The sequence below is a fragment of the Pseudomonas sp. NPDC090752 genome (assembly GCF_055584805.1).
Genome location: NZ_JBVJLI010000004.1, coordinates 137,227 through 161,245, shown reverse-complemented (window position 1 = coordinate 161,245; position 24,019 = coordinate 137,227). Strand labels below are relative to the sequence as shown.

Annotated in this window: 19 protein-coding genes and 6 tRNA genes; 23 read left to right on the top strand and 2 right to left on the bottom strand. The window is 62.8% G+C overall.

Going from position 1 to position 24,019, the window contains the following annotated elements:
• Positions 1–136 precede the first annotated feature (136 nt).
• From gltX to ACZ6YA_RS07910, 12 genes are all read left to right on the top strand, one after another.
• Positions 137–1,618, top strand: coding sequence for a glutamate--tRNA ligase (gltX, locus tag ACZ6YA_RS07965; RefSeq protein WP_465896570.1), 1,482 nt, complete (start codon positions 137–139; stop codon positions 1,616–1,618).
• A gap of 233 nt (positions 1,619–1,851) precedes the next feature.
• Positions 1,852–1,927: transfer RNA gene (locus tag ACZ6YA_RS07960), tRNA-Ala, on the top strand.
• Between the two features lie 72 nt (positions 1,928–1,999).
• Positions 2,000–2,075 (top strand) — tRNA-Glu (locus ACZ6YA_RS07955).
• Positions 2,076–2,128: 53 nt separating this feature from the next.
• Positions 2,129–2,204, top strand: a tRNA-Ala gene (locus tag ACZ6YA_RS07950).
• Between the two features lie 42 nt (positions 2,205–2,246).
• Positions 2,247–2,322: transfer RNA gene (locus ACZ6YA_RS07945), tRNA-Glu, on the top strand.
• Between the two features lie 65 nt (positions 2,323–2,387).
• A tRNA-Ala gene (locus ACZ6YA_RS07940) sits at positions 2,388–2,463 on the top strand.
• A gap of 42 nt (positions 2,464–2,505) precedes the next feature.
• Positions 2,506–2,581: transfer RNA gene (locus ACZ6YA_RS07935), tRNA-Glu, on the top strand.
• A 171-nt stretch (positions 2,582–2,752) separates the two neighbouring features.
• Entirely contained in the window at positions 2,753–3,292 is a 540-nt protein-coding gene (locus ACZ6YA_RS07930) for a TetR/AcrR family transcriptional regulator (protein ID WP_465896569.1), read from the top strand.
• Between the two features lie 16 nt (positions 3,293–3,308).
• Positions 3,309–4,142: an alpha/beta fold hydrolase gene (locus ACZ6YA_RS07925; RefSeq protein WP_465896568.1), complete on the top strand. Its 834-nt coding sequence runs from the start codon at positions 3,309–3,311 to the stop codon at positions 4,140–4,142.
• Positions 4,143–4,185: 43 nt separating this feature from the next.
• Positions 4,186–4,620, top strand: coding sequence for an acyl-CoA thioesterase (locus ACZ6YA_RS07920; protein ID WP_403132986.1), 435 nt, complete (start codon positions 4,186–4,188; stop codon positions 4,618–4,620).
• Between the two features lie 51 nt (positions 4,621–4,671).
• Positions 4,672–5,643, top strand: a complete 972-nt coding sequence (locus ACZ6YA_RS07915; RefSeq protein WP_465896567.1) for a tRNA dihydrouridine synthase — start codon at positions 4,672–4,674, stop codon at positions 5,641–5,643.
• 225 nt (positions 5,644–5,868) lie between these two features.
• Positions 5,869–6,312, top strand: a complete 444-nt coding sequence (locus ACZ6YA_RS07910) for an Hsp20 family protein (RefSeq protein WP_465896566.1) — start codon at positions 5,869–5,871, stop codon at positions 6,310–6,312.
• Between the two features lie 49 nt (positions 6,313–6,361).
• On the opposite strand, the gene ACZ6YA_RS07905 is transcribed toward ACZ6YA_RS07910, so the two are convergent.
• Together ACZ6YA_RS07905 and ACZ6YA_RS07900 are read right to left on the bottom strand one after the other, a co-directional pair.
• Positions 6,362–9,658: a PAS domain S-box protein gene (locus ACZ6YA_RS07905; RefSeq protein ID WP_465896565.1), complete on the bottom strand. Its 3,297-nt coding sequence runs from the start codon at positions 9,656–9,658 to the stop codon at positions 6,362–6,364.
• 60 nt (positions 9,659–9,718) lie between these two features.
• Entirely contained in the window at positions 9,719–10,597 is an 879-nt protein-coding gene (locus ACZ6YA_RS07900) for a LysR family transcriptional regulator (RefSeq protein WP_403132979.1), read from the bottom strand.
• Between the two features lie 130 nt (positions 10,598–10,727).
• Here ACZ6YA_RS07900 and leuC point away from each other — a divergent pair, with 130 nt between their 5' ends.
• From leuC to folC, 11 genes are all read left to right on the top strand, one after another.
• Complete coding sequence (leuC, locus tag ACZ6YA_RS07895; protein WP_465896564.1) at positions 10,728–12,161, top strand: 3-isopropylmalate dehydratase large subunit; 1,434 nt, start codon at positions 10,728–10,730, stop codon at positions 12,159–12,161.
• Entirely contained in the window at positions 12,158–12,802 is a 645-nt protein-coding gene (gene leuD / locus ACZ6YA_RS07890; RefSeq protein ID WP_465896563.1) for a 3-isopropylmalate dehydratase small subunit, read from the top strand. The genes leuC and leuD overlap by 4 nt, the downstream gene beginning before the upstream one ends.
• Before the next feature lie 133 nt (positions 12,803–12,935).
• The gene (locus ACZ6YA_RS07885; RefSeq protein ID WP_465896562.1) at positions 12,936–13,700 is read left to right on the top strand and encodes a class I SAM-dependent methyltransferase; all 765 of its coding nucleotides are present in this window, start codon (positions 12,936–12,938) and stop codon (positions 13,698–13,700) included.
• A gap of 54 nt (positions 13,701–13,754) precedes the next feature.
• Entirely contained in the window at positions 13,755–14,837 is a 1,083-nt protein-coding gene (leuB, locus tag ACZ6YA_RS07880; protein WP_465896561.1) for a 3-isopropylmalate dehydrogenase, read from the top strand.
• Between the two features lie 63 nt (positions 14,838–14,900).
• Complete coding sequence (gene asd / locus ACZ6YA_RS07875; protein ID WP_400799066.1) at positions 14,901–16,013, top strand: aspartate-semialdehyde dehydrogenase; 1,113 nt, start codon at positions 14,901–14,903, stop codon at positions 16,011–16,013.
• A 205-nt stretch (positions 16,014–16,218) separates the two neighbouring features.
• A complete protein-coding gene (locus ACZ6YA_RS07870; RefSeq protein ID WP_465896560.1) occupies positions 16,219–17,223 on the top strand; it encodes an aspartate-semialdehyde dehydrogenase in 1,005 nt (334 codons plus the stop codon).
• A gap of 70 nt (positions 17,224–17,293) precedes the next feature.
• Entirely contained in the window at positions 17,294–19,993 is a 2,700-nt protein-coding gene (locus ACZ6YA_RS07865) for a motility hub landmark protein FimV (protein ID WP_465896559.1), read from the top strand.
• A gap of 86 nt (positions 19,994–20,079) precedes the next feature.
• Positions 20,080–20,931: a tRNA pseudouridine(38-40) synthase TruA gene (truA, locus tag ACZ6YA_RS07860; protein WP_465896558.1), complete on the top strand. Its 852-nt coding sequence runs from the start codon at positions 20,080–20,082 to the stop codon at positions 20,929–20,931.
• A 60-nt stretch (positions 20,932–20,991) separates the two neighbouring features.
• Positions 20,992–21,612 carry a phosphoribosylanthranilate isomerase gene (locus tag ACZ6YA_RS07855; RefSeq protein ID WP_465896557.1) on the top strand — a complete coding sequence of 207 codons (621 nt, stop codon included), beginning with the start codon at positions 20,992–20,994 and terminating at the stop codon, positions 21,610–21,612.
• A gap of 223 nt (positions 21,613–21,835) precedes the next feature.
• On the top strand, positions 21,836–22,729 hold the full coding sequence (gene accD / locus ACZ6YA_RS07850; RefSeq protein WP_465896556.1) for an acetyl-CoA carboxylase, carboxyltransferase subunit beta: 894 nt from the start codon (positions 21,836–21,838) through the stop codon (positions 22,727–22,729).
• Positions 22,729–24,015 carry a bifunctional tetrahydrofolate synthase/dihydrofolate synthase gene (folC, locus tag ACZ6YA_RS07845; protein ID WP_465896555.1) on the top strand — a complete coding sequence of 429 codons (1,287 nt, stop codon included), beginning with the start codon at positions 22,729–22,731 and terminating at the stop codon, positions 24,013–24,015. Before accD ends, folC begins: the two co-directional genes overlap by 1 nt.
• The last annotated feature ends 4 nt before the right edge of the window (positions 24,016–24,019 follow it).

Here is a 24,019-nt window from a genome sequence, read left to right as displayed (position 1 = left end):
ATCGTTCCAGAAATGTAAGCAAATTTAACAGGTACACACCGCCCGTCCACAAGTGACGTTCGCGCCATTGCTGGAGCCCGGTGCCTGCTCCCTGCTAACATCCCGCCTTTGTTTCATCTTTCGTTCGAGACTCTCCATGACCACCGTACGCACGCGTATCGCGCCATCGCCCACTGGCGACCCCCATGTCGGCACCGCCTACATCGCCCTGTTCAACTACTGCTTTGCCAAGCAGCATGGCGGTGAGTTCATCCTGCGCATCGAAGACACCGACCAGTTGCGCTCGACCCGCGAGTCGGAGCAGCAGATCTTCGATGCCCTGCGCTGGCTCGGCATCGAATGGAACGAAGGCCCGGATGTCGGCGGCCCACACGGCCCTTACCGGCAGAGCGAGCGTGGCGAGATCTACGCCCAGTACGCCAAGCAGCTGGTCGATGCCGGTCATGCCTTCTATTGCTTCTGCACGGCCGAAGAGCTTGAGCAGATGCGCGCCGAGCAAATGGCCCGCGGCGAAACCCCGCGCTATGACGGCCGTGCACTGTTGCTGAGCGATGAGGAAGTGCAGCGCCGCCTGGCTGCCGGCGAGCCGCACGTGATCCGCATGAAGGTGCCGAGCGAAGGCATCTGCGTGGTACCGGACATGCTCCGTGGCGACGTCGAAATTCCGTGGGACCGCATGGACATGCAGGTGCTGATGAAGAACGACGGCCTGCCGACGTACTTCCTGGCCAACGTGGTCGACGACCACCTGATGGGCATCACCCACGTGCTACGCGGCGAAGAGTGGCTGCCGTCCGCACCGAAGCTGATCAAGCTTTACGAATACTTTGGCTGGGAGCAGCCCAAGCTTTGCTACATGCCGCTGCTGCGTAACCCGGACAAGTCCAAGCTGTCCAAGCGCAAGAACCCCACTTCGGTGACCTTCTACGAGCGCATGGGCTTCATGCCCGAGGCGATGCTCAACTACCTCGGCCGAATGGGCTGGTCGATGCCGGACGAGCGCGAGAAGTTCTCCCTGGCGGAAATGGTCGAGCATTTCGACCTGTCGCGTATCTCGCTGGGTGGCCCGATCTTCGACATCGAGAAGCTGTCCTGGCTCAACGGCCAATGGCTGCGTGAGCTGCCGGTCGAGGAATTCGCCGCGCGCTTGCAGAAGTGGGCGTTCAACAGCGACTACATGATGAAGATCGCCCCGCACGTGCAGGGCCGGGTCGAAACCTTCAGCCAGGTCGCCCCGCTGGGCGGATTCTTCTTCGAAGGCGCGCTGAAGCTCGACGCCAAGCTGTTCGAAAGCAAGAAGCTGTCCGCCGATCAGGTGCGCCAGGTCATCCAGCTGATCCTGTGGAAGCTGGAAAGCCTGCGCCAGTGGGAAAAAGAGCGTATCACCGGTTGCATCCAGGCCGTGGTAGAAGCGCTTGAACTGAAACTGCGTGATGCCATGCCGCTGATGTTCGCCGCCGTCACTGGCCAGGCCAGCTCGGTATCGGTGCTCGACGCCATGGAAATCCTTGGCCCGGACCTGACCCGCTACCGCCTGCGCCAGGCTCTGGACCTGCTGGGTGGCGTGTCGAAGAAAGAAAACAAAGAGTGGGAAAAGCTGCTGGCGAACATTGCCTGACAGCTTTATGGGTTATCTTGCAGGGGCGGGCATGCCTGCTCCTGCACGGTAAAAGCTGAGAATCATTGGGGCAGGGCGGTAAGTGATTGTTATCTGTGAAAAAACTTTTGAATATTTTCAAAATTTCGTTTGACAGCCCTGAAATCCGATCTTAATATGCGCCCCGTCCACAGCGATGAACGAAAACGAAGCGCCAGGCACCCAGCCGGTGGTTCGGTTCAAAGCGACATTGTGGGGCTATAGCTCAGCTGGGAGAGCGCCTGCATGGCATGCAGGAGGTCAGCGGTTCGATCCCGCTTAGCTCCACCAAATTCCGCTTAACAGCCAAGGCTGGTAAGCAAGACCGGGTCCAGCAACCGGGTCTTGAAGGTAAGAAGGTTCGTCCCCTTCGTCTAGTGGCCTAGGACACCGCCCTTTCACGGCGGTAACAGGGGTTCGAGTCCCCTAGGGGACGCCAGTTTTACACAAGCGATGTTTCATTATGTCGCTGGGCCGCGAGGCTAGAAATCCGGGGCTATAGCTCAGCTGGGAGAGCGCCTGCATGGCATGCAGGAGGTCAGCGGTTCGATCCCGCTTAGCTCCACCAATTTAGCCAGGGTTCGCATTAGCGAATCTTCGCGAAGGTTACGTCCCCTTCGTCTAGTGGCCTAGGACACCGCCCTTTCACGGCGGTAACAGGGGTTCGAGTCCCCTAGGGGACGCCACGTTTACCCGCGCTTTGCGGGGCTTAAAGAGGCTCATTCGCCTATTGGATGAGCCTTTTGTTTTCGGGGCTATAGCTCAGCTGGGAGAGCGCCTGCATGGCATGCAGGAGGTCAGCGGTTCGATCCCGCTTAGCTCCACCAATTTAGCCAGGGTTCGCAATAGCGAATCTTCGCGAAGGTTACGTCCCCTTCGTCTAGTGGCCTAGGACACCGCCCTTTCACGGCGGTAACAGGGGTTCGAGTCCCCTAGGGGACGCCACGTTTACCCGCGTTTTGCGGGACTTTAAAGGCTCATTCGCTTATTGAATGGGCCTTTTGTTTTTCTCCCTTCCCCAAAGTTGCGGCGTCGATGAGCGGCGGCAAATTCTGCTTGCTAAAAAATATGATGAGAATAATATTTCGATCATCATATTTTGCCCGGTGCACGTTCATGAGCGACAAGAAGACCAGGACGCGCGAGCGCATTCTCGAAGCTGCCCGTAGCGCCTTGATCCAGCACGGACCGGCTGAACCGAGTGTCAGTCAGGTCATGGGCGCTGCCGGCCTGACTGTCGGGGGCTTCTACGCCCACTTCGACAGCAAGGACGAACTCATGCTCGAGGCGTTCCGCCAATTGCTCAGCGAGCGCCGGGCGCTGCTGTCTCAGGTGGACCCGAGCCTGGACGGGGCAGGGCGGCGAGCGCTGGTGAGCGCCTTCTACCTGTCGCGCAAGCACCGTGACGCCGAGGTGCACGCCTGCCCGCTGCCCAACTCGATTGGCGAGATGCAGCGCCTGCCGGAGGAGTTTCGCGAGGTGCTGGCCGAGCATATCGAGCTGATGACTGCGGCGATGGTCGATCGCCCAGAAGATGCCGACAAGGCCCTGGCCGACCTGGCCCTGATGATTGGTGGTCTGGCGCTGGCCCGTGCCCTGGGCACCGGCGAGATGTCCGACCGTATCCTGCGTGCCGCCAAATCGGCGGTCGTCTGAAACCTGGAGCAAGGCGATGACTACACTCAGCTGGATTCGTGGTGTCAATGGCACCCTCGGCCACCTGGCCCCCGAGCACGTCGCCGGCAAGATGCGCCGGGCGTTCATGACGCCGCGCAACCTGCCGCCAAGGGAATGGGAGCTGCCCCTGTTGGCCAGCGCAGAGCGCGTTACCCTGCGCTTTGGGCTGTCTGCCTTGCGCTGGGGGCAAGGCCCAACGGTGCTGTTGATGCACGGTTGGGAAGGGAGGCCGACCCAATTTGCCGCGTTGATCGAAACCCTGGTAAAGGGCGGGCATACCGTGGTCTCGCTGGAGGGGCCTGGCCATGGTCGTTCGCCGGGGGAGCAAGCGAATGTCGTGTTGTTTGCCCGGGCGCTGCTGGAGGCGGCCGCTGAGCTGCCACCGCTGCGTGCGGTGATCGGCCATTCCATGGGCGGTGCCAGTGTGATGCTGGCCTTGCAGATGGGGCTACGTGCCGACGCCGCAGTGAGCATCGCTGCGCCGGCCCAGTTGCTCGGTGTGTTGCGTGGTTTCGCTCGCCACCTTGGCCTGCCGGCACGCGCCAGGGCGGCGTTCATTCGCCAAGTCGAGCGGGACGTCGGCATGCAGATCAATCGCCTCGATGTCAGTGGTTATCAGCTGGAGCTGCCAGGATTGGTCGTGCATGCCGCCGATGACACGCTGGTCCCTGTTGGCGAGGCCGAGGTTATCCACAAAGCCTGGTTCGACAGCCGTCTGCTGCGGCTGGAGGTAGGTGGCCACCAGCGCGTGCTGGCCGACCCGCGCGTAAGCGAGGCGGTGCTCGAATTGCTTGAACGTGCCAGCGCACCCGCGCGGCAAAGCGCCTGAACATCCGATACACTCTGCCCGTTCACTGACATTGGGAGCGGGCATGAGCTGGGACCTGGCAACGCCATTCATCATCGACCTGCGCGTCGGCAGCGAGGACATCGACGGCCTCGGCCACGCCAACAACGCGGTCTACGTCACCTGGCTGGAGCGTTGCGCCTGGCGCCACTCCCAGCGCCTGGGCCTGGATCTGGCCGAATACCGGCGCCTGGACCGGGCCATGGCAGTGGTCCGCCACGAAATCGATTACCTTGCCGCTGCCTACGAGGAAGACGAGCTGCAGCTGGCGACCTGGATCATCAATTGGGATCAGCGCCTGCGCATGACCCGACGCTTCCAGCTCAAGCGCCCGCGTGACGGCGTGACCCTGCTGCGTGCGCAGACCACCTTCGCCTGCATCGAGCTCTCCAGCGGCAAACCCAAGCGCATGCCGGCGGAATTCGTCGACGGTTACGGCCCGGCGCTGATCGGCGCCTGAACTGCCGGCGTTTTTTGTTAGACTGCCGCCTTTTCTCGCCGAGACCGCAACATGCAAATTGCCCTGGCCCCGATGGAGGGGCTGGTCGACAACATCCTGCGCGACGTCCTGACCCGCGTGGGCGGCATCGATTGGTGCGTCACCGAGTTCATCCGCGTGTGTGACCGCCTGCTGCCGGCTTCCTCCTTCGACAAGCTCGCGCCTGAACTGCGTCAGGGCGCGCGCACGGCTGCCGGCGTGCCCATGCGCGTGCAGTTGCTGGGGTCCGACCCGGTCTGCCTGGCCGAAAACGCGGCGTTGGCCTGCGAGTTGGGTGCACCGGTGATCGACCTGAATTTCGGCTGCCCAGCCAAGACCGTGAACAAATCCCGGGGTGGCGCGGTACTGCTCAAGGAGCCGGAGCTACTGCATGCCATCGTGCGTGAGGTGCGCCGCGCCGTGCCGGCGCACATCCCGGTCACCTCGAAGATGCGCCTGGGCTTTGACAGCCCTGATGGTGCGCTGGATTGCGCCACGGCCCTGGCCGAGGGTGGGTCGGCGCACCTGGTGGTGCATGCGCGCACCAAGGTCGAGGGTTACAAGCCGCCGGCGCACTGGGAGTGGGTGGCGCGGGTGCAGGATGTGGTCAAGGTCCCGGTGTTCGCCAATGGCGAGATCTGGACCGTGGACGATTGGCGGCGTTGCCGGGAAGTCAGCGGCGCGGAAGACATCATGCTAGGGCGCGGCCTGGTGTCACGGCCTGATCTGGCCTTGCAGATCGCCGCCGCGCGTGACGGGCGGGACTACCAGCCGATGAGCTGGGAGGCGCTGTTGCCGCTGCTGCGTGAATTCTGGCGCCAGGCCCAGGCCAAGCTGTCACCGCGTTATGCGCCAGGGCGGATGAAGCAGTGGCTGGCGATGCTGACGCGTAGCTATCCGGAAGCGGTGGTGCTGTTTGCCGAGTTGCGGCGCGAAGAGAGTTGCCAGCGGATCAGCCAGTTGCTTGGGATAGAAGTGCAAGAATTCGAAGAATCTGTTGCCTGAAATGGCCCATTCGCGGGCAAGCCCGCTTCCACAGGTTGTGCGTATGTCAGCGGGCGATGCGGTCATTGTGGGAGCGGGCTTGCCCGCGAAAGGGCCGTTACTGTTGTCGCAAATTTTTTGCTTGCCACCCTTGAAAGCGCTCTCCTGAACCCTATCTATTCAGTACGCGATGCCGAAGTCGGGTCGCGTAGTGACTTACTTGCTGAATTTCAGGAGTTCATGACCATGACCAGCGCTTTCTCTCTCGCCCCACTGTTCCGCCATTCCGTAGGCTTCGACCGTTTCAACGACCTCTTCGAGTCTGCGGCACGTAACGAGGCGGGTAGCAGCTACCCTCCGTACAACGTCGAAAAACATGGCGATGACCACTACCGCATCGTGGTTGCCGCAGCCGGATTCCAGGAGCAGGACCTCGACCTCCAGGTCGAAAAAGGTGTCCTGACCGTCATCGGCGGCAAACGCGAAAACAGCGCTGCAGAAGTGACCTATCTGCATCAAGGCATCGCCCAGCGCGCCTTCAAGCTGTCCTTCCGCCTGGCTGACCATATCGAGGTCAAATCCGCCGGCCTGGCCAACGGCCTGCTCAGCATCGACCTGCTGCGCATCGTGCCGGAAGAAGCCAAGGCCAAGCGCATCCCGATCAATGGCGAAAATCCAGCGCTGAACTAAGTTCGGTGGGATGAACAAAAGGGCACCTTCGGGTGCCCTTTTGCGTTGCTTAATAATCCGCCGGCGCCTCCAGCAGCATCTGCCTGAACTCGGGCAGCGGTAGCGGCCGACTGTGCAGGTAACCCTGATACAGGTGGCAACCCAGGCGTTCAAGAAACTCCAATTGCTCGGTCAGCTCCACTCCTTCGGCGATCACCGCCAGGTCCAGGCTGCGCGCCATGGCGACGATTGCGCGGACGATCTCCGCATCGTTAGGGTCCACCGGTGCGTCGCGGACGAAGGTCTGATCGATCTTCAGCGCGTCCACCGGCAAGCGCTTGAGGTAGGTCAGCGAAGAATAGCCGGTGCCGAAGTCGTCCATGGCGAAACTCACCCCGTAGCGTTTGAGCTCGCGCATCTTGCTGATGGTGTCTTCCAGGTTCTGAATGACGATGCCTTCGGTGATCTCCAGCTTTAGCATCTGCCGTGGCAGCCGGTAATCGTCCAAGCTGCGCAGGACCCGCTCGACGAAGTCGTTCTGGCGAAATTGCCGCGGGCTGATGTTTACGCACAGGCTGAAATTATCGGCATCGATCAGCCCATCTTCAAGCATGCGCGCGCAGGCATCGCAGGCTTCGTCGAGAATCCAGCTGCCAACTTCGAGGATCAAGCCACTTTCTTCCAATACTTGAATGAACTGCGCCGGGGGTTGCTGGCCCAGTTGTGGATGATGCCAGCGCAATAGTACCTCGGCGCCGACGATGCGGTTGTCACGGGCGTCCACCTGGGGCTGGAAGTGCAGAGCCAGCTCTCCGCGCGCGAGGGCCATGCGCAAGTCGTTTTCCATGCGCAGACGCTCGCTGGCGGCTTTTTGCATGGTGGTATGGAACAGTTGGGTGGTGTTGCGGCCCGAATCCTTGGCCCGATACAGGGCGATGTCGGCGCGCTTGAGCAGGTCGGCCGGGGTGGCGCCATGGTCGGGGATCAATGCAACGCCGATACTCGGTGTCACTTGCAGGCGCTGGCCATCCAGCGACATGGGCTCGGCCAGCAGCTCGCGCAGGGTGTCGGCCAGTTCGCGAACCTTGTTCTCAACCGTCTCGCGGCTGCCTTCCAGGCCGCTAAGCAGCACAACGAACTCATCGCCGCCCAGGCGTGCCACCGTGTCTTCCAGGCGCACACTGGCTTCGAGTCGTGCGGTAATGATCTTCAGCACGGTGTCGCCCACCGGGTGGCCGAGCGAGTCGTTGATGTGCTTGAAGTGGTCGAGGTCGAGAAACAGCAGGGCGCCGCGCAGGTTGTGCCGACGCAGCAGGGCGATCTGTTGGCTCAGGCGGTCCATCAGCAGGGCGCGGTTGGGCAGGTTGGTCAGCGGGTCGTGGTAGGCCAGGTGGCGGATTTGCGCCTGGGCGTTTTTCAATTGGCTGACATCGCGGGCGGTGAGCAGGAGGCAATCGACCTCATTGAGGCTGATCGGCTCTACCGACACTTCCACGGTCAGGATGTCACCCCGTTTGTTGCGCCCGAGCATCTCCCGGTGGTGTACCCGGCCGCGCTCTTTTAGCTCGGTGAGCAGGGCATTGCGCTGTTTGTCGTCAGCCCAGATGCCCAGGTCATAGACGCTGCGGCCAATCACGTCGTCGTTGCTGTAGCCGGTCAGCCGGCAGAAACCGTCGTTGACCTCGACGTAACGGCCGCTGCGGCGTTCGGTGATGGTGATGGCGTCGGGGCTGGAGTGAAACGCCTTGGCGAACTTCTCTTCGCTGGACTTCAATGCCGCCTCGGAGCGCTGCTGCTGAGTGATGTCGCGCAGGGTGGTGACGCTGCAGGGTTGATTGTCGACGGTGATCAGCCGGCTGGCGATCACGCAGGTCAGCGGTGAGCCGTTGCGGTGGTTGACCACCACGGCTACGTTGCTCAGGGCCTGCTCGCGGATCACCCGCTCGATGCGCTGGGCGCGCTCGATCGACTCGGCCCACAGGCCGATCGCTTCAGCGGTACGGCCGATCACCTGCTCGGCGCTCCAGCCAAAAGACTGGGTGAACGCGGGGTTGATCTCGATGAACTGGCCGGTGTCCTGGCGGGTCACGCAGATCGGGTCGGGGCTGACCTGGAACAGGCTGGCGAACTTCTCTTCCGAGGCGCTCAGGCGCAGTTCGCGCTCTACCTGCTCGGTGATATCGAGCAGGGTGCCGGCCATGCGCAGCGGTTTGCCTTGATCATCGCGATACAGCCTTGCGCGGCTCTCGATGTAGCGTGAGGCGCCGTTATCCAGTTGCACGCGGTAGGTGATCTGGTAGTTGCCTGCGGGGCCCTCGCGCAGGCTGCGGTAGGCGTGACGCATGACATCGCGCTCTTCTTCGGGCACGCCTTCGAAAAACGCGTCGAATGATTCATGAAAGGGGATGGGCTCCAGCCCGTGCAGTTGCGCCGCTCGGGCCGAACCGTAGAGCATGCCGCTGGGGATGTGCCAGTCCCAGGTGCCCAGCTGCGCCGAGTCCAGGGCCAGGTCAAGGCGCTCCTGGCTGTCCTTGAGCGCCTGCTCGGCGCGTTTGCGCTCAGAGGTATCGACGAAGGTGCTGAGCAAGAAGGTCACGCCTTCCAGTTCGATGCCCTGGGTGCACAGTATGCCGTCGTGGAGTTTGCCGCTGCTGGCGCGGAACTGCACTTCCAGGCTCGCCGGTCCGCCGCTGGCGCGGATCGCTTCGAGCACTTGGTGGCGTTGCTCGGGGTTCACCCACAGGCCTAATTCTAGGCTGGTCTTGCCGATCACCTGGTCGCCGGGCCAGCCGAACATGTCTTCGAAGTGCTGGTTGACCTCGAAAATCATGCCGTCGTTGCGGCGGGTGAGCAGGATCGCGTTGGGGCTCAGGTGAAACAGTGTGGCAAAGCGCTTTTCCGAATTGATCAGCGCGGTTTCCCGTTCGCGCTGGCGAGTGATCTCGCGGATCACCCCGATCATCTGCGGTCGACCCTGGCGATCGTGGGTCAGGCTGCCGTTGATTTCCAGCCAGTGCAGGCTGCCGTCCGGCCACCGGATGCGATGGCGCATGGCTTTTTCGGCGGGCTCGCCGTTGACCACTGCCTGGAACAGTTGGCGGGTACGGGCGCGGTCTTCTTCCGGCAGCAGGTCGAGGTAGTCAATGTCCTTGGGCAGTGGGCGCTGCGGATCGAAGCCGAACAGCGCCTGGGTGCCGCGCGACCAGCTCACCCGGCCACTGTCGATGTCCCACAGCCAGGCGCCCAGGCGCGCGCCGTTGAGTGCGGCCAACAGCTGCGGGGCGTTCTGCCAGGCCTGTTCCGACTCCTGAGGGTCAGCCGCAGGGATACGCGGCAGGCGCGGAAAGCGGTTTGCGGATTTGGGCATTGGTACCAGACCTTTGGCGTTTACGCGTCCATGAGTTGGAAGTGCCGGGCTGACGACCGGTCAGGCGGACCCTGCGTGGCTGTCGAGCAGGGCCATGAAGGCCCGGGCGGCGTTCGACAGCGTTCGCTCGGTATGCAGTATGTAGCCTAGCTGGCGTGACAGCTGTATGCCGGGCAAGGCGATGGGTGCAACCTGATCATCCAGCATAGTCCGGGGCAGCACGCTCCAGGCCAGGCCGATCGAGACCATCATCTTGATGGTTTCCAGGTAGTTGGTGCTCATGGCGATGTTCGGCGTCAGGCCCTGGCTTTCGAACAGACGTTGCACGATGTGGTGGGTAAAGGTGTTGCCGCCGGGGAAGACCGCTGGATGGCGGGCGACGTCGGCAAGGCTGACCTGGGTATTGCTGGCCAGTGGATGTTCGGGCGCGGCGACAAAATCCAGGGCGTCATCCCACACCGGGACCGCCTTGACCAGATGATGGGGATCGGGGGCCAGGGTGATCACCGCGATTTCGGCGCGACCATGCAGAATCTCGTCGTAGGCCGCTTCTGAATCGAGGAACTGAATATCCAGCGCCACCGCCGGGTACTGACGGGTAAACGCCCGCAACAGCGGGGGCAGACGGTGCAGGCCTATATGGTGGCTGGTGGCGAGGGTCAGGCGACCACTCACCTCCCCAGTCAAATTGGTCAGTGCCCGTCGAGTATCATCAAGGACATTGAGAATCTGGTAAGCCCGTGGCAGCAGGGCCCGGCCGGCTTCGGTCAGGGTCACTTCACGGCCCAGGCGGTCGAACAGGCGCACATCCAGCTGTTGCTCGAGCCCGGCGATGCGTTTGCTGATCGCCGGCTGGGTCAGATGCAGGCGTTCGCCGGCCCCGGAAAAGCTGCCGGTCTCGGCAATGGCGATGAAGGCACTCAGGTTGGCCATGTCCATCGTTTGAATTCCTGATGGTTATGCAAAGCATGAAAATTATGAATTTGAGTTATTCAATCTATCGCCATAGCATCGTCCGTACAAGCCAAGGGGTCTTTGGCATAGAAAGACGCTGATGAGGAACAGTCTGATGGCTGGCAAAACGCTCTACGACAAACTCTGGGAAGCCCATGAGGTCAAGCGCCGTGATGACGGCTCGTCCTTGATCTACATCGACCGCCATATCATTCATGAAGTGACGTCGCCCCAGGCCTTCGAAGGCCTGCGCCTGGCCAACCGCAAGCCATGGCGCATCGATGCCAACATCGCCACCCCCGACCACAACGTGCCGACCACGCCGGAGCGCAAAGGCGGTATCGACGCCATCGTTGACCAGGTGTCGCGCCTTCAAGTGCAGACCCTCGATGAGAACTGTGACGAATACGGCATCGTCGAATTCAAGATGAATGACGTGCGCCAGGGCATCGTCCACGTCATCAGCCCGGAGCAGGGCGCTACCTTGCCTGGCATGACCGTGGTCTGCGGCGACTCGCACACCTCCACCCACGGCGCCTTCGGTGCTTTGGCCCACGGCATCGGCACCTCCGAGGTCGAGCACGTGCTCGCTACGCAGTGCCTGGTCGCCAAGAAGATGAAGAACATGCTGGTGCGCGTCGAAGGCACATTGCCTGCCGGCGTCACCGCCAAGGACATCGTGCTGGCCGTGATCGGCAAGATCGGCACCGCCGGTGGCAACGGTCACGCCATGGAATTCGCAGGCAGTGCCATCCGCGAACTGTCCATGGAAGGCCGCATGACCATCTGCAACATGTCCATCGAAGCCGGTGCCCGGGTGGGCCTGGTTGCGACCGATGCCACCACCATCGCCTATGTCGAAGGCCGCCCTTACGCGCCGAAAGGCGAGCAGTGGGAGCGTGCGGTCGAGTCGTGGAAAGACCTGGTTTCCGATGCCGATGCGGTGTTCGACACCGTGGTCGAGCTCGACGCGGCTGACATCAAGCCGCAGGTTAGCTGGGGCACCTCGCCGGAGATGGTCCTGGCGGTCGACCAACGTGTGCCGGATCCGGCCGCCGAGGCCGACTTGGTCAAGCGTGGTTCCATCGAGCGCGCCTTGAAGTACATGGGCCTGAGCGCCAACCAGGCGATCACCGACATCCACCTGGACCGCGTGTTCATCGGTTCCTGCACCAACTCGCGGATCGAAGACCTGCGCGCTGCGGCAGCAATCGCCAAGGGTCGCAAGGTTGCCGCTACCGTCAAGCAGGCCATCGTCGTGCCGGGCTCCGGCCTGGTCAAGGCGCAGGCCGAGCGTGAAGGACTGGACAAGATCTTCCTCGAAGCCGGTTTCGAATGGCGTGAGCCGGGCTGCTCGATGTGCCTGGCGATGAACCCGGACCGCCTGGAAAGCGGCGAGCACTGTGCGTCCACTTCCAACCGCAACTTCGAAGGCCGTCAGGGCGCCGGTGGCCGTACCCACCTGGTCAGCCCGGCCATGGCCGCCGCTGCCGCGGTGACCGGCCACTTCATCGATGTCCGCGAGTTGATCCAAGGGAGCGCAGCATGAAAGCCTTTACCCAGCACACCGGCCTCGTTGCGCCGTTGGACCGTGCCAACGTCGACACCGACCAGATCATTCCCAAGCAGTTTCTCAAGTCGATCAAGCGCACCGGCTTCGGCCCCAACCTGTTCGACGAGTGGCGTTACCTGGATGTGGGTCAGCCCTATCAGGACAACAGCAAGCGCCCCCTGAACGAGGAGTTCGTGCTCAACCACGCGCGTTATCAGGGTGCCAGCGTGCTGTTGGCGCGGGAAAACTTCGGTTGTGGTTCGAGCCGTGAACACGCCCCATGGGCGCTGGACGAATATGGCTTCCGCAGCGTGATCGCGCCGAGCTTCGCCGACATCTTCTTCAACAACAGCTTCAAGAACGGCCTGCTGCCGATCATCTTGAGCGACGAAGAAGTCGATGAGCTGTTCAAGCAGGTTGAAGCCAATCCCGGCTACCAGCTGACCATCGACCTGCAGGCGCAGGCGGTGACTCGCCCGGACGGCAAGGTGCTGCACTTCGAGATCGATGCGTTCCGCAAACACTGCCTGATCAACGGCTTCGACGACATCGGCCTGACTTTGCAGGATGATGAGGCCATCAAGGCATTCGAAGGCAAGCACCGTGCGGCGCAGCCTTGGCTGTTCCGTGATGCCTGAAGTTTGTAGATGACAGGGCCGGCCTCTTCGCGGGGCAAGCCCGCTCCCACAAAGGCCTCCTTTGAGTCTGTGGGAGCGGGCTTGCCCCGCGAAGAGGCCGGAACAGGCAATAATAAATCTGAAGGATCGAACCATGACCAGCACCACCCACACCGACGTGGTCCAACGCCAGTTCGGCGAACAGGCCAGCGCCTACCTCAGCAGCGCCGTGCACGCCCAAGGCAGCGAATTCGCCCTGCTGCAGGCCGAGCTGGCGGGGCAGGGCGCGGCGCGCGTGCTGGACCTGGGGTGTGGCGCCGGTCATGTCAGCTTCCACGTTGCGCCCCTTGTGGCGCAAGTGGTCGCCTACGACCTGTCGCAGTCGATGCTCGACGTGGTCGCCAGCGCCGCCGCCGAGCGCGGCCTGGGCAATATCACCACCGAACGCGGCGCCGCCGAGCGCCTGCCGTTCGCCGATGCCTCGTTCGACTACGTTTTCAGCCGCTATTCGGCGCACCACTGGAGCGATCTGGGCTTGGCGCTGCGTGAAGTGCGTCGGGTGCTGAAGCCAGGCGGCGTGGCGGCGTTCATCGACGTGATGTCGCCGGGCAGCCCTTTGTTCGATACCTATTTGCAAACGGTCGAAGTGCTGCGCGACACCAGTCATGTGCGCGATTATTCTGCCGCCGAGTGGCAGCGTCAGGTCAGCGAGGCCGGCCTGCATGCCCGCAGCCATACGCGTCAGCGCCTGCGCCTTGAGTGGAATTCGTGGGTCGAGCGCATGCGCACGCCTGAGCCGTTGCGGGTGGCCATCCGCCAATTGCAGCAAGCGATGGGTGAAGAAGTGCGGCAGTATTACCAGGTCGAAACCGATGGCTCCTTCAGCACCGATGTCATCGTGCTGTGGGCCGAGCGCTGAGTTTTTTTCGATGCGGCCGAATGGGTCGCATCGCTTGAATGGATAGAGGAACGCATGAGCAAGCAGATTCTGATTCTCCCAGGTGATGGCATTGGTCCGGAAATCATGGCCGAGGCGGTCAAGGTGCTGGCGCTGGCCAACGACAAGTTCCAGCTCGATTTGAACCTTGAGCACGACGTGATCGGTGGCGCGGCCATCGACAAGCACGGCGTGCCGCTGGCCGACGAGACCCTGGAGCGTGCACGCAAGGCCGATGCCGTGCTGCTGGGCGCCGTGGGCGGCCCGAAGTGGGACAAGATCGAGCGTGACATCCGCCCGGAGCGCGGCCTGCTGAAAATCCGTTCACAACTGGGCCTGTTCGCCAACTTGCGCCCGGCCATCCTCTATCCGCAACTGGCCGATGCCTCCTCGCTGAAGCCGGAAATCGTCTCTGGCCTGGACATCCTCATCGTCCGTGAGCTGACCGGTGGCATCTACTTCGGTGCGCCGCGCGGCCAGCGTGAGCTGGAAGGCGGCGAGCGCCAGGCCTACGACACCCTGCCGTACAGCGAAAGCGAAGTGCGCCGCATTGCCCGTGTCGGCTTCGACATGGCCCGCGTGCGCGGCAAGAAGCTGTGCTCGGTGGACAAAGCCAACGTCCTGGCCTCCAGCCAGCTGTGGCGTGAAGTGGTCGAAGAAGTGGCCAAGGGCTACCCAGACGTCGAACTGAGCCACATGTACGTCGATAACGCGGCCATGCAGCTGGTGCGCGCACCCAAGCAATTTGACGTGGTGGTCACCGACAACATGTTCGGTGACATTCTGTCGGATGAAGCTTCCATGCTCACCGGTTCCATCGGCATGCTGCCTTCAGCGTCGCTGGATGCCGACAACAAGGGCATGTACGAGCCTTGCCACGGCTCGGCGCCGGACATCGCGGGCCAGGGCATCGCCAACCCGCTGGCGACCATTTTGTCGGTGTCGATGATGTTGCGTTACAGCTTCAACCAGACGGCCGCCGCCGAGGCGATCGAGCAGGCGGTAAGCGTGGTGCTGGACCAGGGCTTGCGCACCGGCGACATCTTCTCGGAAGGTTGCACCAAAGTAGGCACGCAGGAAATGGGCGACGCAGTAGTCGCAGCGCTGCGGAATCTGTAATCTCTCTGGCCCGTCACCGTTTTTGGTCGGTGGCGGCCCACTTTTAGCAAGGGTGTAGTTGCGATGAAACGTGTAGGTCTGATCGGTTGGCGCGGCATGGTCGGTTCCGTGCTCATGCAGCGGATGCTGGAAGAGCAGGACTTTGACCTTATCGAGCCGGTGTTCTTCACCACCTCCAATGTCGGTGGCCAGGGCCCGAACGTGGGCAAGGATATTGCTCCGCTCAAGGACGCTTATTCGATTGAAGAGCTGAAGACCCTCGACGTGATCCTGACCTGTCAGGGCGGCGACTACACCAACGAGGTCTTCCCTAAGCTGCGTGAAGCCGGCTGGCAGGGTTACTGGATCGATGCGGCCTCGTCGCTGCGCATGCAGGACGATGCGGTAATCGTGCTCGACCCGGTCAACCGCAAGGTAATTGACCAGCAGCTCGATGCCGGTACCAAGAATTACATCGGCGGCAACTGCACCGTCAGCCTGATGCTGATGGGCTTGGGCGGCCTGTTCGAAGCTGGCCTGGTCGAGTGGATGAGCGCCATGACCTACCAGGCGGCCTCCGGTGCCGGCGCGCAGAACATGCGCGAGCTGATCAAGCAGATGGGCGCAACCCATGCGGCCGTGGCCGAAGACCTGGCCAACCCGGCTGCCGCCATCCTCGACATCGACCGCAAGGTTGCCGAGGCCATGCGCAGCGAAGCCTACCCGACCGAGAATTTCGGCGTGCCGCTGGCCGGCAGCCTGATCCCGTGGATCGACAAGGAATTGCCGAACGGTCAGAGCCGCGAAGAGTGGAAGGCCCAGGCCGAAACCAACAAGATCCTCGGTCGCTTCAAGAGCCCGATCCCGGTCGATGGCATCTGCGTGCGCATCGGCGCCATGCGCTGCCACAGCCAGGCACTGACCATCAAGCTGAACAAGGACGTACCGCTGGCCGATATTGAAGGCATGATCAGCCAGCACAATCCGTGGGTGAAGCTGGTGCCCAACCAGCGTGAGATCAGCATGCAGGAGCTGAGCCCGACCAACGTCACCGGTACGCTGAACATTCCGGTAGGCCGTCTGCGCAAGCTGAACATGGGTTCCCAGTACCTGGGCGCGTTCACCGTCGGCGACCAACTACTGTGGGGTGCTGCCGAGCCGCTGCGGCGCATGCTGCGGATCCTGCTGGAGCGTTGATCGCTGCGGCTTGTCTGAAAACCCGTGCTGGTGACAGTGCGGGTTTTTTTATGCCTGTGCTGGCCTCTTCGCGGCTAAAACCGCTCCCACTGAATGACTACTTTCCAGTGGGAGCGGTTTTAGCCGCGAAGAGGCCAGCACAGACAAACACCTACAATCCAAGTAAAGTGCCGCCCCCGCCGTATCAGCAAAAAGGACCCCCGCCATGACCCAACTTCTGGATATCGCCGTCGTAGGCGCCACCGGTAGCGTCGGTGAAACCCTCGTACAGATTCTCGAAGAGCTGAGTTTCCCGGTCGGCACCCTGCACCTGTTGGCCAGCATGGAGTCGGCGGGCAGCAGCGTGATGTTCGCGGGCAAGAAGATCAAAGTGCGTGAAGTCGACAGCTTTGACTTCGCCCAGGTAAAACTGGCCTTCTTCGCCGCCAGCCCTGCCGTCAGCCGCAGTTTCGCGAACAAGGCGCAGCAGGCCGGTTGTACCGTCATCGACCTGTCCGGCGGCCTCGATGATGCGCTTGCCGTGGTGCCGGAAGCCAATGCCGACAGTATTGCCAAACTCAAATTGCCGGCGCTTCTGGCCAGCCCAAGCTCTGCAGCAGTGGCGCTGGCAGTAGCGCTGGCCCCCCTCAAAGGGCTGCTGGACATCGAGCGGGTGCAAGTGATGGCCGCCCTCGCAGTGTCTGCACAGGGGCGCGAAGCGGTCGGCGAACTGGCCCGGCAAACCGCCGAACTGCTCAATGCCCGCCCAATGGAGCCGCGCTTCTTCGACCGCCAGGTGGCGTTCAATGTGCTGGGCCAGGTCGGTGCCGTCGACGAGCAAGGCCACACAGGTGTTGAGCAACGTCTTGTCAGCGAGCTGCGTGTGCTGCTGGAACAGCCCGAACTGAAGATTTCCGTGAGTTGCATTCAAGTCCCGGTGTTTTTCGGCGATAGCTTCAGTGTGGCGGTGCAGAGCCGTAACTCGGTCGATCTGGGGGCGGTGAATGCTGCGCTGGAGAGCGCTGACAGCGTCGAGCTGGTCGAGCGCGATGATTATCCAACGCCGGTAGGTGACGCAGTTGGCCAAGACGTGGTCTATGTTGGTCGTGTACGTCATGGTGTCGATGAAGACCAGCAGCTCAACCTGTGGCTGACCACCGACAACCTGCGCAAGGGCGCCGCGCTCAACGCCGTGCAGGTGGCGCAATTGTTGATTAAACGCATGGCGTAAAAGATACTGGCGAGCACTTTTGTCCTACATCGCACGCGGTTTTGGGACGATTCATACAAGGGAAGAGGTCATGCTTCGAATTCGCAAACTGGTTCTGGCCATGGCGGCAGCGACTGCGCTGACGTCTGGCGTGGCGAATGCCTTGGGGTTGGGTGAGCTGACGCTCAAGTCGGCGCAGAACCAGCCGCTGGACGCCGAAATCGAATTGCTCGATGTGCGCGACCTCACCGCTGCCGAAGTGGCGCCGAGCCTGGCGCCGCCGGAAGAGTTCAGCAAGGCCGGGGTGGCGTATCCTACCTACCTCGAGGACCTCACCTTCACCCCGGTGATCAACCCCAACGGCAAGAGTGTACTGCGGGTTACTTCCAGCCAGCCGCTGCCTGGCACGGTGGTCAAGTTCCTGGTCCAGGTGATGTGGCCCCAGGGCCGCCTGCTGCGCGATTACAGCGTCCTGCTCGACCAGGCCCAGGCCCAGGGCGAGCAGCCTGCTGCGGCCAACGTCACCCCGGCCACCAGTAGCGCTGGCAGCTACACCACCAAGCGCCGCGACACCTTGTGGCAGATCGCCGCGCGCAACACCCAGGGTGGCGGCTCGGTACAGCAGACCATGATTGCCATCCAGGCGCTGAACCCGGATGCTTTCATTGGCAATAACATCAACCAGCTGAAAGTCGGCCAAGTGTTGCGCTTGCCCGATCAGCAGCAGGTGCAGAGCGTTCCCCAGGGCGAAGCGAACCGTGAAGTGGCCGAGCAATACGCGGCCTGGCGGGAAGGCCGGCGCTTGGGCCCGCGTGCCCGGCAGCTGGACGCCACCCGTCGTGGTGCCGCCGATGCGGCGCCGGAGCGTATAGCCCAGGGTGACAACCTGCGCCTGGTCAGCCCTGGCAGCCAGGCTGGCGCTGGCGCCAAGGCGATCAACGACAAGCTGGCCGTGGCCCAGGAAAGCCTCGATACCAGCCGTCGTGACAATGACGAACTGAAAAGCCGGATGACCGACCTGCAGAGCCAGCTGGACAAGCTGCAGAAGTTGATCCAGCTGAAGAACGACCAATTGGCCCGTCTGGAAGCACAGGGTGGCGCTGCTGAGGTCGCACCTGTCGCCACCTTGCCTGGCGAGCCGGCCCCGGAGCAGCCTACGGATAACGCTCAGGTGCCACCCGCCGAGCCTATCGTGGCGCCAGCACCCGCTGCGGTCGACACCGCACCTGAAGTTTCCCCGGCAGCCGAGCCTGCACCGGCCGCCGAGCAGCCGAGTGTGCTGGACGAGCTGCTGGCCAATCCCATCATGCTGGGCCTGATTGCAGGCTCTGCATTCCTGGTGCTGTTACTCCTGCTGTTGCTGTTGGCACGCAAGCGCAAAGCTCAGCAAGAGGCCGAAAAGCATCTGCGCATGGCGCGTGCGCTGTCCGAAGAGGGTGAGCGTAATCCTGACCTCGACCTGCCTTCGAGCAGCTTCGATGAGCTGGAGGTTTCTGCGCCGAGCGTAACCCTGTCGCCAGCTGTGGTTGCGGCGTCGGCCGCAGCGGCCGTGGCGGCGGAGAAACTGGACGCGCCAGCCCCGGTTGCAGAGCCGGTGGTTGCCGAGGATCCGAACGCCGAGTTGTTGGCCGAAGTCGAGCAGAGCCTGGCCCGTGGGCGCCTGAACCATGCTGCCGACCTGTTGGAAACGGCAGTCGCAGCGCAGCCGGAGCATGACGGCCTGCGCCTGAAGTTGATGGAAGTCTACGCTCGCCAGGGTGATCACAGCGCCTTCGTGGAGCAAGAGCGCAAGCTGCCGGGCAGCGACGAAAACGTTGCCCAGGTGAGCGGGCTCAAAGAGCGTTACCCGGCCATGCTCGGCGCCGCTGCGGTGGGCCTGGGGGCTGCGGCATTGGCTGCGGAGCTGGATGAGCAATATGTGCAGGACCTGCTGCAAGATCAGCCGGACACACCGACAGCGGTCGATCCCGAGCCTGAAGCTGAGTCAGCGCCGCAAGCGGTTGCAGAGGTTGATCCGGAGCCGCTCGTGGCGGCTGAGCCTGAGCCTGCTACGGAGGCCTTCACGGAAACGCCGGCTGTCGACGACAACGACCTTGACAGCGCCTTTGACCTAAGCCTCGATGATGACCTGCCGCTGAACGACCTCGAATCGCCGATGCTGGATGACGCAGCGCTGACGCAGTTGCAGGACGAGGCCGAACCGGTCGTACCTGATGCCGAGCTGCAAACCGATGCCGATGCCGATTTCGAAGCGTTGCTGGCGCAGGCTCAGGCTGAGCCGCAGAGTGTCGACGACCTCGCCGACTTCGACCTGGATATCGGTGAACCGAGCATGCCTGAGGTGGCCGATGAAGCACCGGTGGACGTTGCTGCGGAGCTCGCGGCGTTCGACTCCATCCCGGAATTCGATCCGATTTCCGAACTGGAGCTGCCGGACGACTTCGACCTGTCGCTGTCGCTGGACGACCAGTCGCCAGCCGCCAAGAACTTTGCCTCAGAGTTGAGTGACGTCAACGCCGAGCTCGACAAGCTGTCGCAGAACCTGGAGTCGCCCTCGCTGGAGCCGCATTTCACCGCAGCAGATGCCGCACTGGATCCGGAGCCACTGGACGACCTGGACTTCGACTTCTTCTCCGGCAGCGACGAAGTGGCCACCAAGCTCGATCTGGCACGTGCTTACATCGACATGGGTGACCACCAAGGCGCACGCGACATCCTCGACGAAGTGGTCAAGGATGGCGACGACACCCAACGCTCCGAAGCCGAGGAGATGCTCTCGCGCCTGGTCTGATTCAGTCGCGGTAAAACCAACGGCAGCCCAACAAGGCTGCCGTTGTCGTTATACTCCCCGCCATTCCGTATTACCCCACAGGTTTCATGCGCTTGGACATCATCGACACCGAATCGGCCGCTACAGGCTTCACCCGAATTGCCCTGGGCGTGGAATACAAAGGTTCGCGCTACCGCGGCTGGCAGCGCCAGGCCAGCGGTGTGCCCAGCGTCCAGCAGGCGCTGGAGCAAGCCCTGTCGAAAGTCGCCAACGAGCCGATCAGCGTGGTCTGCGCCGGGCGCACCGATGCTGGCGTGCACGGCTGCGGGCAGGTCGTGCATTTCGATACCCAGGCCATCCGCGACGAGCGCGCCTGGACCCTCGGCACCAACTTCAACCTGCCCCACGATATCAGCGTGGTCTGGTCGCGGCCGATGCCGGCGGACTTCCATGCCCGCTTCAAGGCCACTGCCCGGCGCTATCGCTACGTGATCTACAACGACCCCATTCGCCCGGCGCACCTGGCTGAGGAAGTGACCTGGAACCACCGCCCGCTGGATGTCGAGCGTATGGCCGAGGCTGCGCAGTACCTGCTCGGCACCCACGACTTCAGCGCCTTTCGCGCCAGCCAGTGCCAGGCCAAGTCGCCGATCAAGCATATCCATCACCTGCGTGTGACCCGGCATGGCCAGATGATCGTGCTGGACGTGCGCGCCACCGCGTTTCTGCACCACATGGTGCGTAACATCGCCGGGGTGCTGATGACCATAGGTGCCGGCGAGCGGCCGGCGAGTTGGGCCCGTGAGGTCCTGGAAGGGCGCAACCGCCGCGAAGGCGGAGTCACGGCGCATCCCTATGGTCTGTACCTGGTGCAGGTGGAGTACCCGGAAGCCTTTCAGCTGCCACAACGTTACATTGGCCCACACTTTCTGAGCGGCTACGAAGCGTTGGCCGACTGACGGGTGAAAAGGCTTTTGCTACCATCGGGCCTTTCAGTGATCTCTCAGGGTTTGCAGTCCATGAGTAACGTTCGCAGCAAGATCTGCGGGATTACCCGCATCGAAGACGCACTGGTCGCCGCCGAGGCGGGGGCCGATGCCATCGGCTTCGTGTTCTACGCCAAGAGCCCGCGCGCCGTTGACGTGCGCCAGGCGCGAGCGATCATCGCCGAGCTGCCGCCGTTCGTGACCACGGTAGGCCTGTTCGTCAACGCCTCGCGCTGCGAACTCAACGAGATCCTCGAGGTGGTGCCGCTGGACCTGCTACAGTTCCACGGCGACGAAACCCCGGCCGAGTGCGAGGGCTATCACCGGCCCTGGATCAAGGCGCTGCGGGTGCGTCCGGGGGACGATCTCGAGGCGGCGTGCCAGCTTTATTCTGGCGCCCGTGGCATCCTCCTCGATACCTATGTTGCTGGCGTCCCGGGGGGGACCGGCGAAGCGTTCGACTGGTCGCTGGTGCCAGCACGGCTGAGCAAGCCGATCATTCTCGCGGGTGGGTTGTCTGCTGATAACGTTGGCCAGGCCATTGCACAGGTTAAGCCTTATGCGGTGGATGTCAGTGGTGGCGTCGAGCAGGCAAAAGGCATCAAGGACGCCGCGAAAATCGAAGCGTTCATGCGCGCGGTCAATCAGGCGTGATGCCAGATGTGACGGCTGGCTGCGCGCCATCGTCCATAGCTTTCGCAGCCCTGCGGGGTGGCTGCCGGCATGCCGGGCGGCCGAAGCACATATTGAAGGCGGCGTGGCGCACAGGCAGCCCCTGTGGCCGAGCCGCCATCGTTTCATAGAAGACATTGAGCTCAAAGGGCAGGGCATGGCCGGCCAGACCGGTCCCCGCCCGCCAATACTGGAGAAATAAAGCATGAGCAACTGGTTAGTCGACAAACTGATCCCTTCGATCATGCGTTCCGAGGTGAAGAAGAGCTCGGTGCCAGAAGGCCTGTGGCACAAGTGCCCAGCCTGCGAGGCCGTGCTGTATCGTCCGGAGCTGGAAAAAACCCTGGATGTCTGCCCCAAGTGCAACCATCACATGCGCATCGGCGCCCGTGCGCGCATCGACATCTTCCTCGACGCCGAAGGCCGTGCCGAACTGGGCGCCGAGCTGGAGCCGGTCGACCGCCTGAAGTTCCGTGACGGCAAGAAGTACAAGGACCGCCTGACCGGTGCGCAGAAGCAGACCGGCGAGAAAGACGCGCTGATCTCCATGAGTGGCACCCTGATGGGCATGCCGATCGTGGTCAGCGCCTTCGAATTCTCGTTCATGGGTGGCTCGATGGGTGCCATCGTTGGCGAGCGTTTCGTTCGCGCTGCCAACTATGCCCTGGAAAACCGCTGCCCGATGATCTGCTTCTCGGCCTCGGGTGGCGCTCGCATGCAGGAAGCGCTGATCTCGCTGATGCAGATGGCCAAGACTTCGGCCGTGCTGGCGCGCCTGCGTGAAGAAGGCATTCCGTTCATCTCGGTGCTGACCGACCCGGTCTACGGCGGTGTTTCCGCCAGCCTGGCAATGCTTGGCGACGTCATCGTCGGTGAGCCGAAGGCGCTGATCGGCTTTGCCGGCCCGCGCGTGATCGAGCAGACCGTGCGCGAGAAACTGCCGGAAGGCTTCCAGCGCAGCGAGTTCCTGCTGGAGCACGGTGCCATCGACTTGATCATTTCGCGTGGCGATCTGCGACCGCGTCTGGCCCGCCTGCTGGCGCAGATGACCGGTCAGGAAACCCCTGCGCAGGCTCGTGAGGTCGACGCGGTCGCGTGATGAAAGAAAGAACCCTGGGCGAATGGCTCGCCTACCTCGAACACCTGCACCCGTCGGCGATCGACATGGGGCTGGAACGTTCGCAGCAGGTGCTTGCCCGGCTGGCGCTGGGCAAGCTGGCGCCCCGTGTGGTGACGGTCACCGGCACAAACGGCAAAGGCTCGACCTGCGCGTTCGTGGCGTCGCTGCTGCGTGCCCAGGGGCTCAAGGTTGGCGTTTACAGCTCGCCACACCTGCTGCGCTACAACGAACGGGTGTTGATCGACGGCCATGAGGCCAGCGATCAGCGCTTGTGCGAAGCCTTCGCTGCCGTCGAAGCGGCGCGGGGCGAGACTTCCCTGACCTACTTCGAAATGGGTACCTTGGCGGCGTTCTGGCTGTTCTATCAGTCTGAACTCGATGCCGTGGTGCTCGAAGTAGGGCTTGGTGGCCGCTTGGATACCGTGAACGTGGTCGATGCCGATTTGGCGCTGGTCACCAGTATCGGAGTCGATCATGTCGATTACCTGGGCGATACCCGTGAGTTGGTGGCCTTCGAGAAAGCCGGCATCTTCCGCCAAGGCAAGCCGGCACTGTGCGGTGACCAGGATCCACCTCAGCCGTTGCTGGACAAGGCTCGTGAATTGGCGGCGCCGTTGTTCCTGCGAGGCCATGATTTTGATTTGACCAGCGACGAGGGTGCCTGGCATTGGCGTGGCACCACGGCGGACGGCGCGCGTGTAGACCTGCACGACTTGCCGTTGCTCGACCTGCCGATGGAGAACGCCACCCTGGCTCTGCAGGCCTACCTGCTGATGGGCCTGCCCTGGGATGCCGGGCGGATCCGCAAGGCGCTGCTCGATACCCGTATCACCGGGCGCCTGGACCGGCGCACACTCAATTGGCACGGCAAGCGTGTGGAGCTGCTGCTGGATGTGGGGCACAACCCCCATGCGGCAGAATACCTGGCGCGTCGCCTATCAGCGCGACCGCTCAAAGGCCGGCGCTTGGCTGTCTTCGGATTGCTTGCCGACAAAGACCTGGAAGGCGTTCTCGAGCCCTTGCAGGGCCTGGTCGACGCGTGGGCGGTCACGCCGTTGCAATCGCCACGCAGCCGTCCGGCTGCCGACCTTGCCGGTGCCTTGACGAACCGCGGTGTTGCGGTGAAGTCTTATGCCAGTGTCGACGCCGCCCTCGAAGGGCAATGCGCGCAGGCGACGGCGGATGACCAGGTCCTGTTGTTCGGTTCGTTTTTCTGTGTCGCCGAGGCCCTGGAATGGCTGGGGCGCCAAGCCCTGGAGGGGTGAGTAG

Bases quoted from the DNA above. Each gene is read 5' to 3' on its own strand.
- ACZ6YA_RS07925 (WP_465896568.1), top strand. From the start codon at position 3,309: ATGACTACACTCAGCTGGATTCGTGGTGTCAATGGCACCCTCGGCCAC.
- ACZ6YA_RS07905 (WP_465896565.1), bottom strand. From the start codon at position 9,658: ATGCCCAAATCCGCAAACCGCTTTCCGCGCCTGCCGCGTATCCCTGCG.
- leuC (WP_465896564.1), top strand. From the start codon at position 10,728: ATGGCTGGCAAAACGCTCTACGACAAACTCTGGGAAGCCCATGAGGTC.
- ACZ6YA_RS07910 (WP_465896566.1), top strand. From the start codon at position 5,869: ATGACCAGCGCTTTCTCTCTCGCCCCACTGTTCCGCCATTCCGTAGGC.
- ACZ6YA_RS07920 (WP_403132986.1), top strand. From the start codon at position 4,186: ATGAGCTGGGACCTGGCAACGCCATTCATCATCGACCTGCGCGTCGGC.
- folC (WP_465896555.1), top strand. From the start codon at position 22,729: ATGAAAGAAAGAACCCTGGGCGAATGGCTCGCCTACCTCGAACACCTG.
- ACZ6YA_RS07930 (WP_465896569.1), top strand. From the start codon at position 2,753: ATGAGCGACAAGAAGACCAGGACGCGCGAGCGCATTCTCGAAGCTGCC.
- truA (WP_465896558.1), top strand. From the start codon at position 20,080: ATGCGCTTGGACATCATCGACACCGAATCGGCCGCTACAGGCTTCACC.
- ACZ6YA_RS07885 (WP_465896562.1), top strand. From the start codon at position 12,936: ATGACCAGCACCACCCACACCGACGTGGTCCAACGCCAGTTCGGCGAA.
- leuD (WP_465896563.1), top strand. From the start codon at position 12,158: ATGAAAGCCTTTACCCAGCACACCGGCCTCGTTGCGCCGTTGGACCGT.
- leuB (WP_465896561.1), top strand. From the start codon at position 13,755: ATGAGCAAGCAGATTCTGATTCTCCCAGGTGATGGCATTGGTCCGGAA.
- ACZ6YA_RS07870 (WP_465896560.1), top strand. From the start codon at position 16,219: ATGACCCAACTTCTGGATATCGCCGTCGTAGGCGCCACCGGTAGCGTC.
- ACZ6YA_RS07900 (WP_403132979.1), bottom strand. From the start codon at position 10,597: ATGGACATGGCCAACCTGAGTGCCTTCATCGCCATTGCCGAGACCGGC.
- gltX (WP_465896570.1), top strand. From the start codon at position 137: ATGACCACCGTACGCACGCGTATCGCGCCATCGCCCACTGGCGACCCC.
- ACZ6YA_RS07915 (WP_465896567.1), top strand. From the start codon at position 4,672: ATGCAAATTGCCCTGGCCCCGATGGAGGGGCTGGTCGACAACATCCTG.
- asd (WP_400799066.1), top strand. From the start codon at position 14,901: ATGAAACGTGTAGGTCTGATCGGTTGGCGCGGCATGGTCGGTTCCGTG.
- ACZ6YA_RS07855 (WP_465896557.1), top strand. From the start codon at position 20,992: ATGAGTAACGTTCGCAGCAAGATCTGCGGGATTACCCGCATCGAAGAC.
- accD (WP_465896556.1), top strand. From the start codon at position 21,836: ATGAGCAACTGGTTAGTCGACAAACTGATCCCTTCGATCATGCGTTCC.
- ACZ6YA_RS07865 (WP_465896559.1), top strand. From the start codon at position 17,294: ATGCTTCGAATTCGCAAACTGGTTCTGGCCATGGCGGCAGCGACTGCG.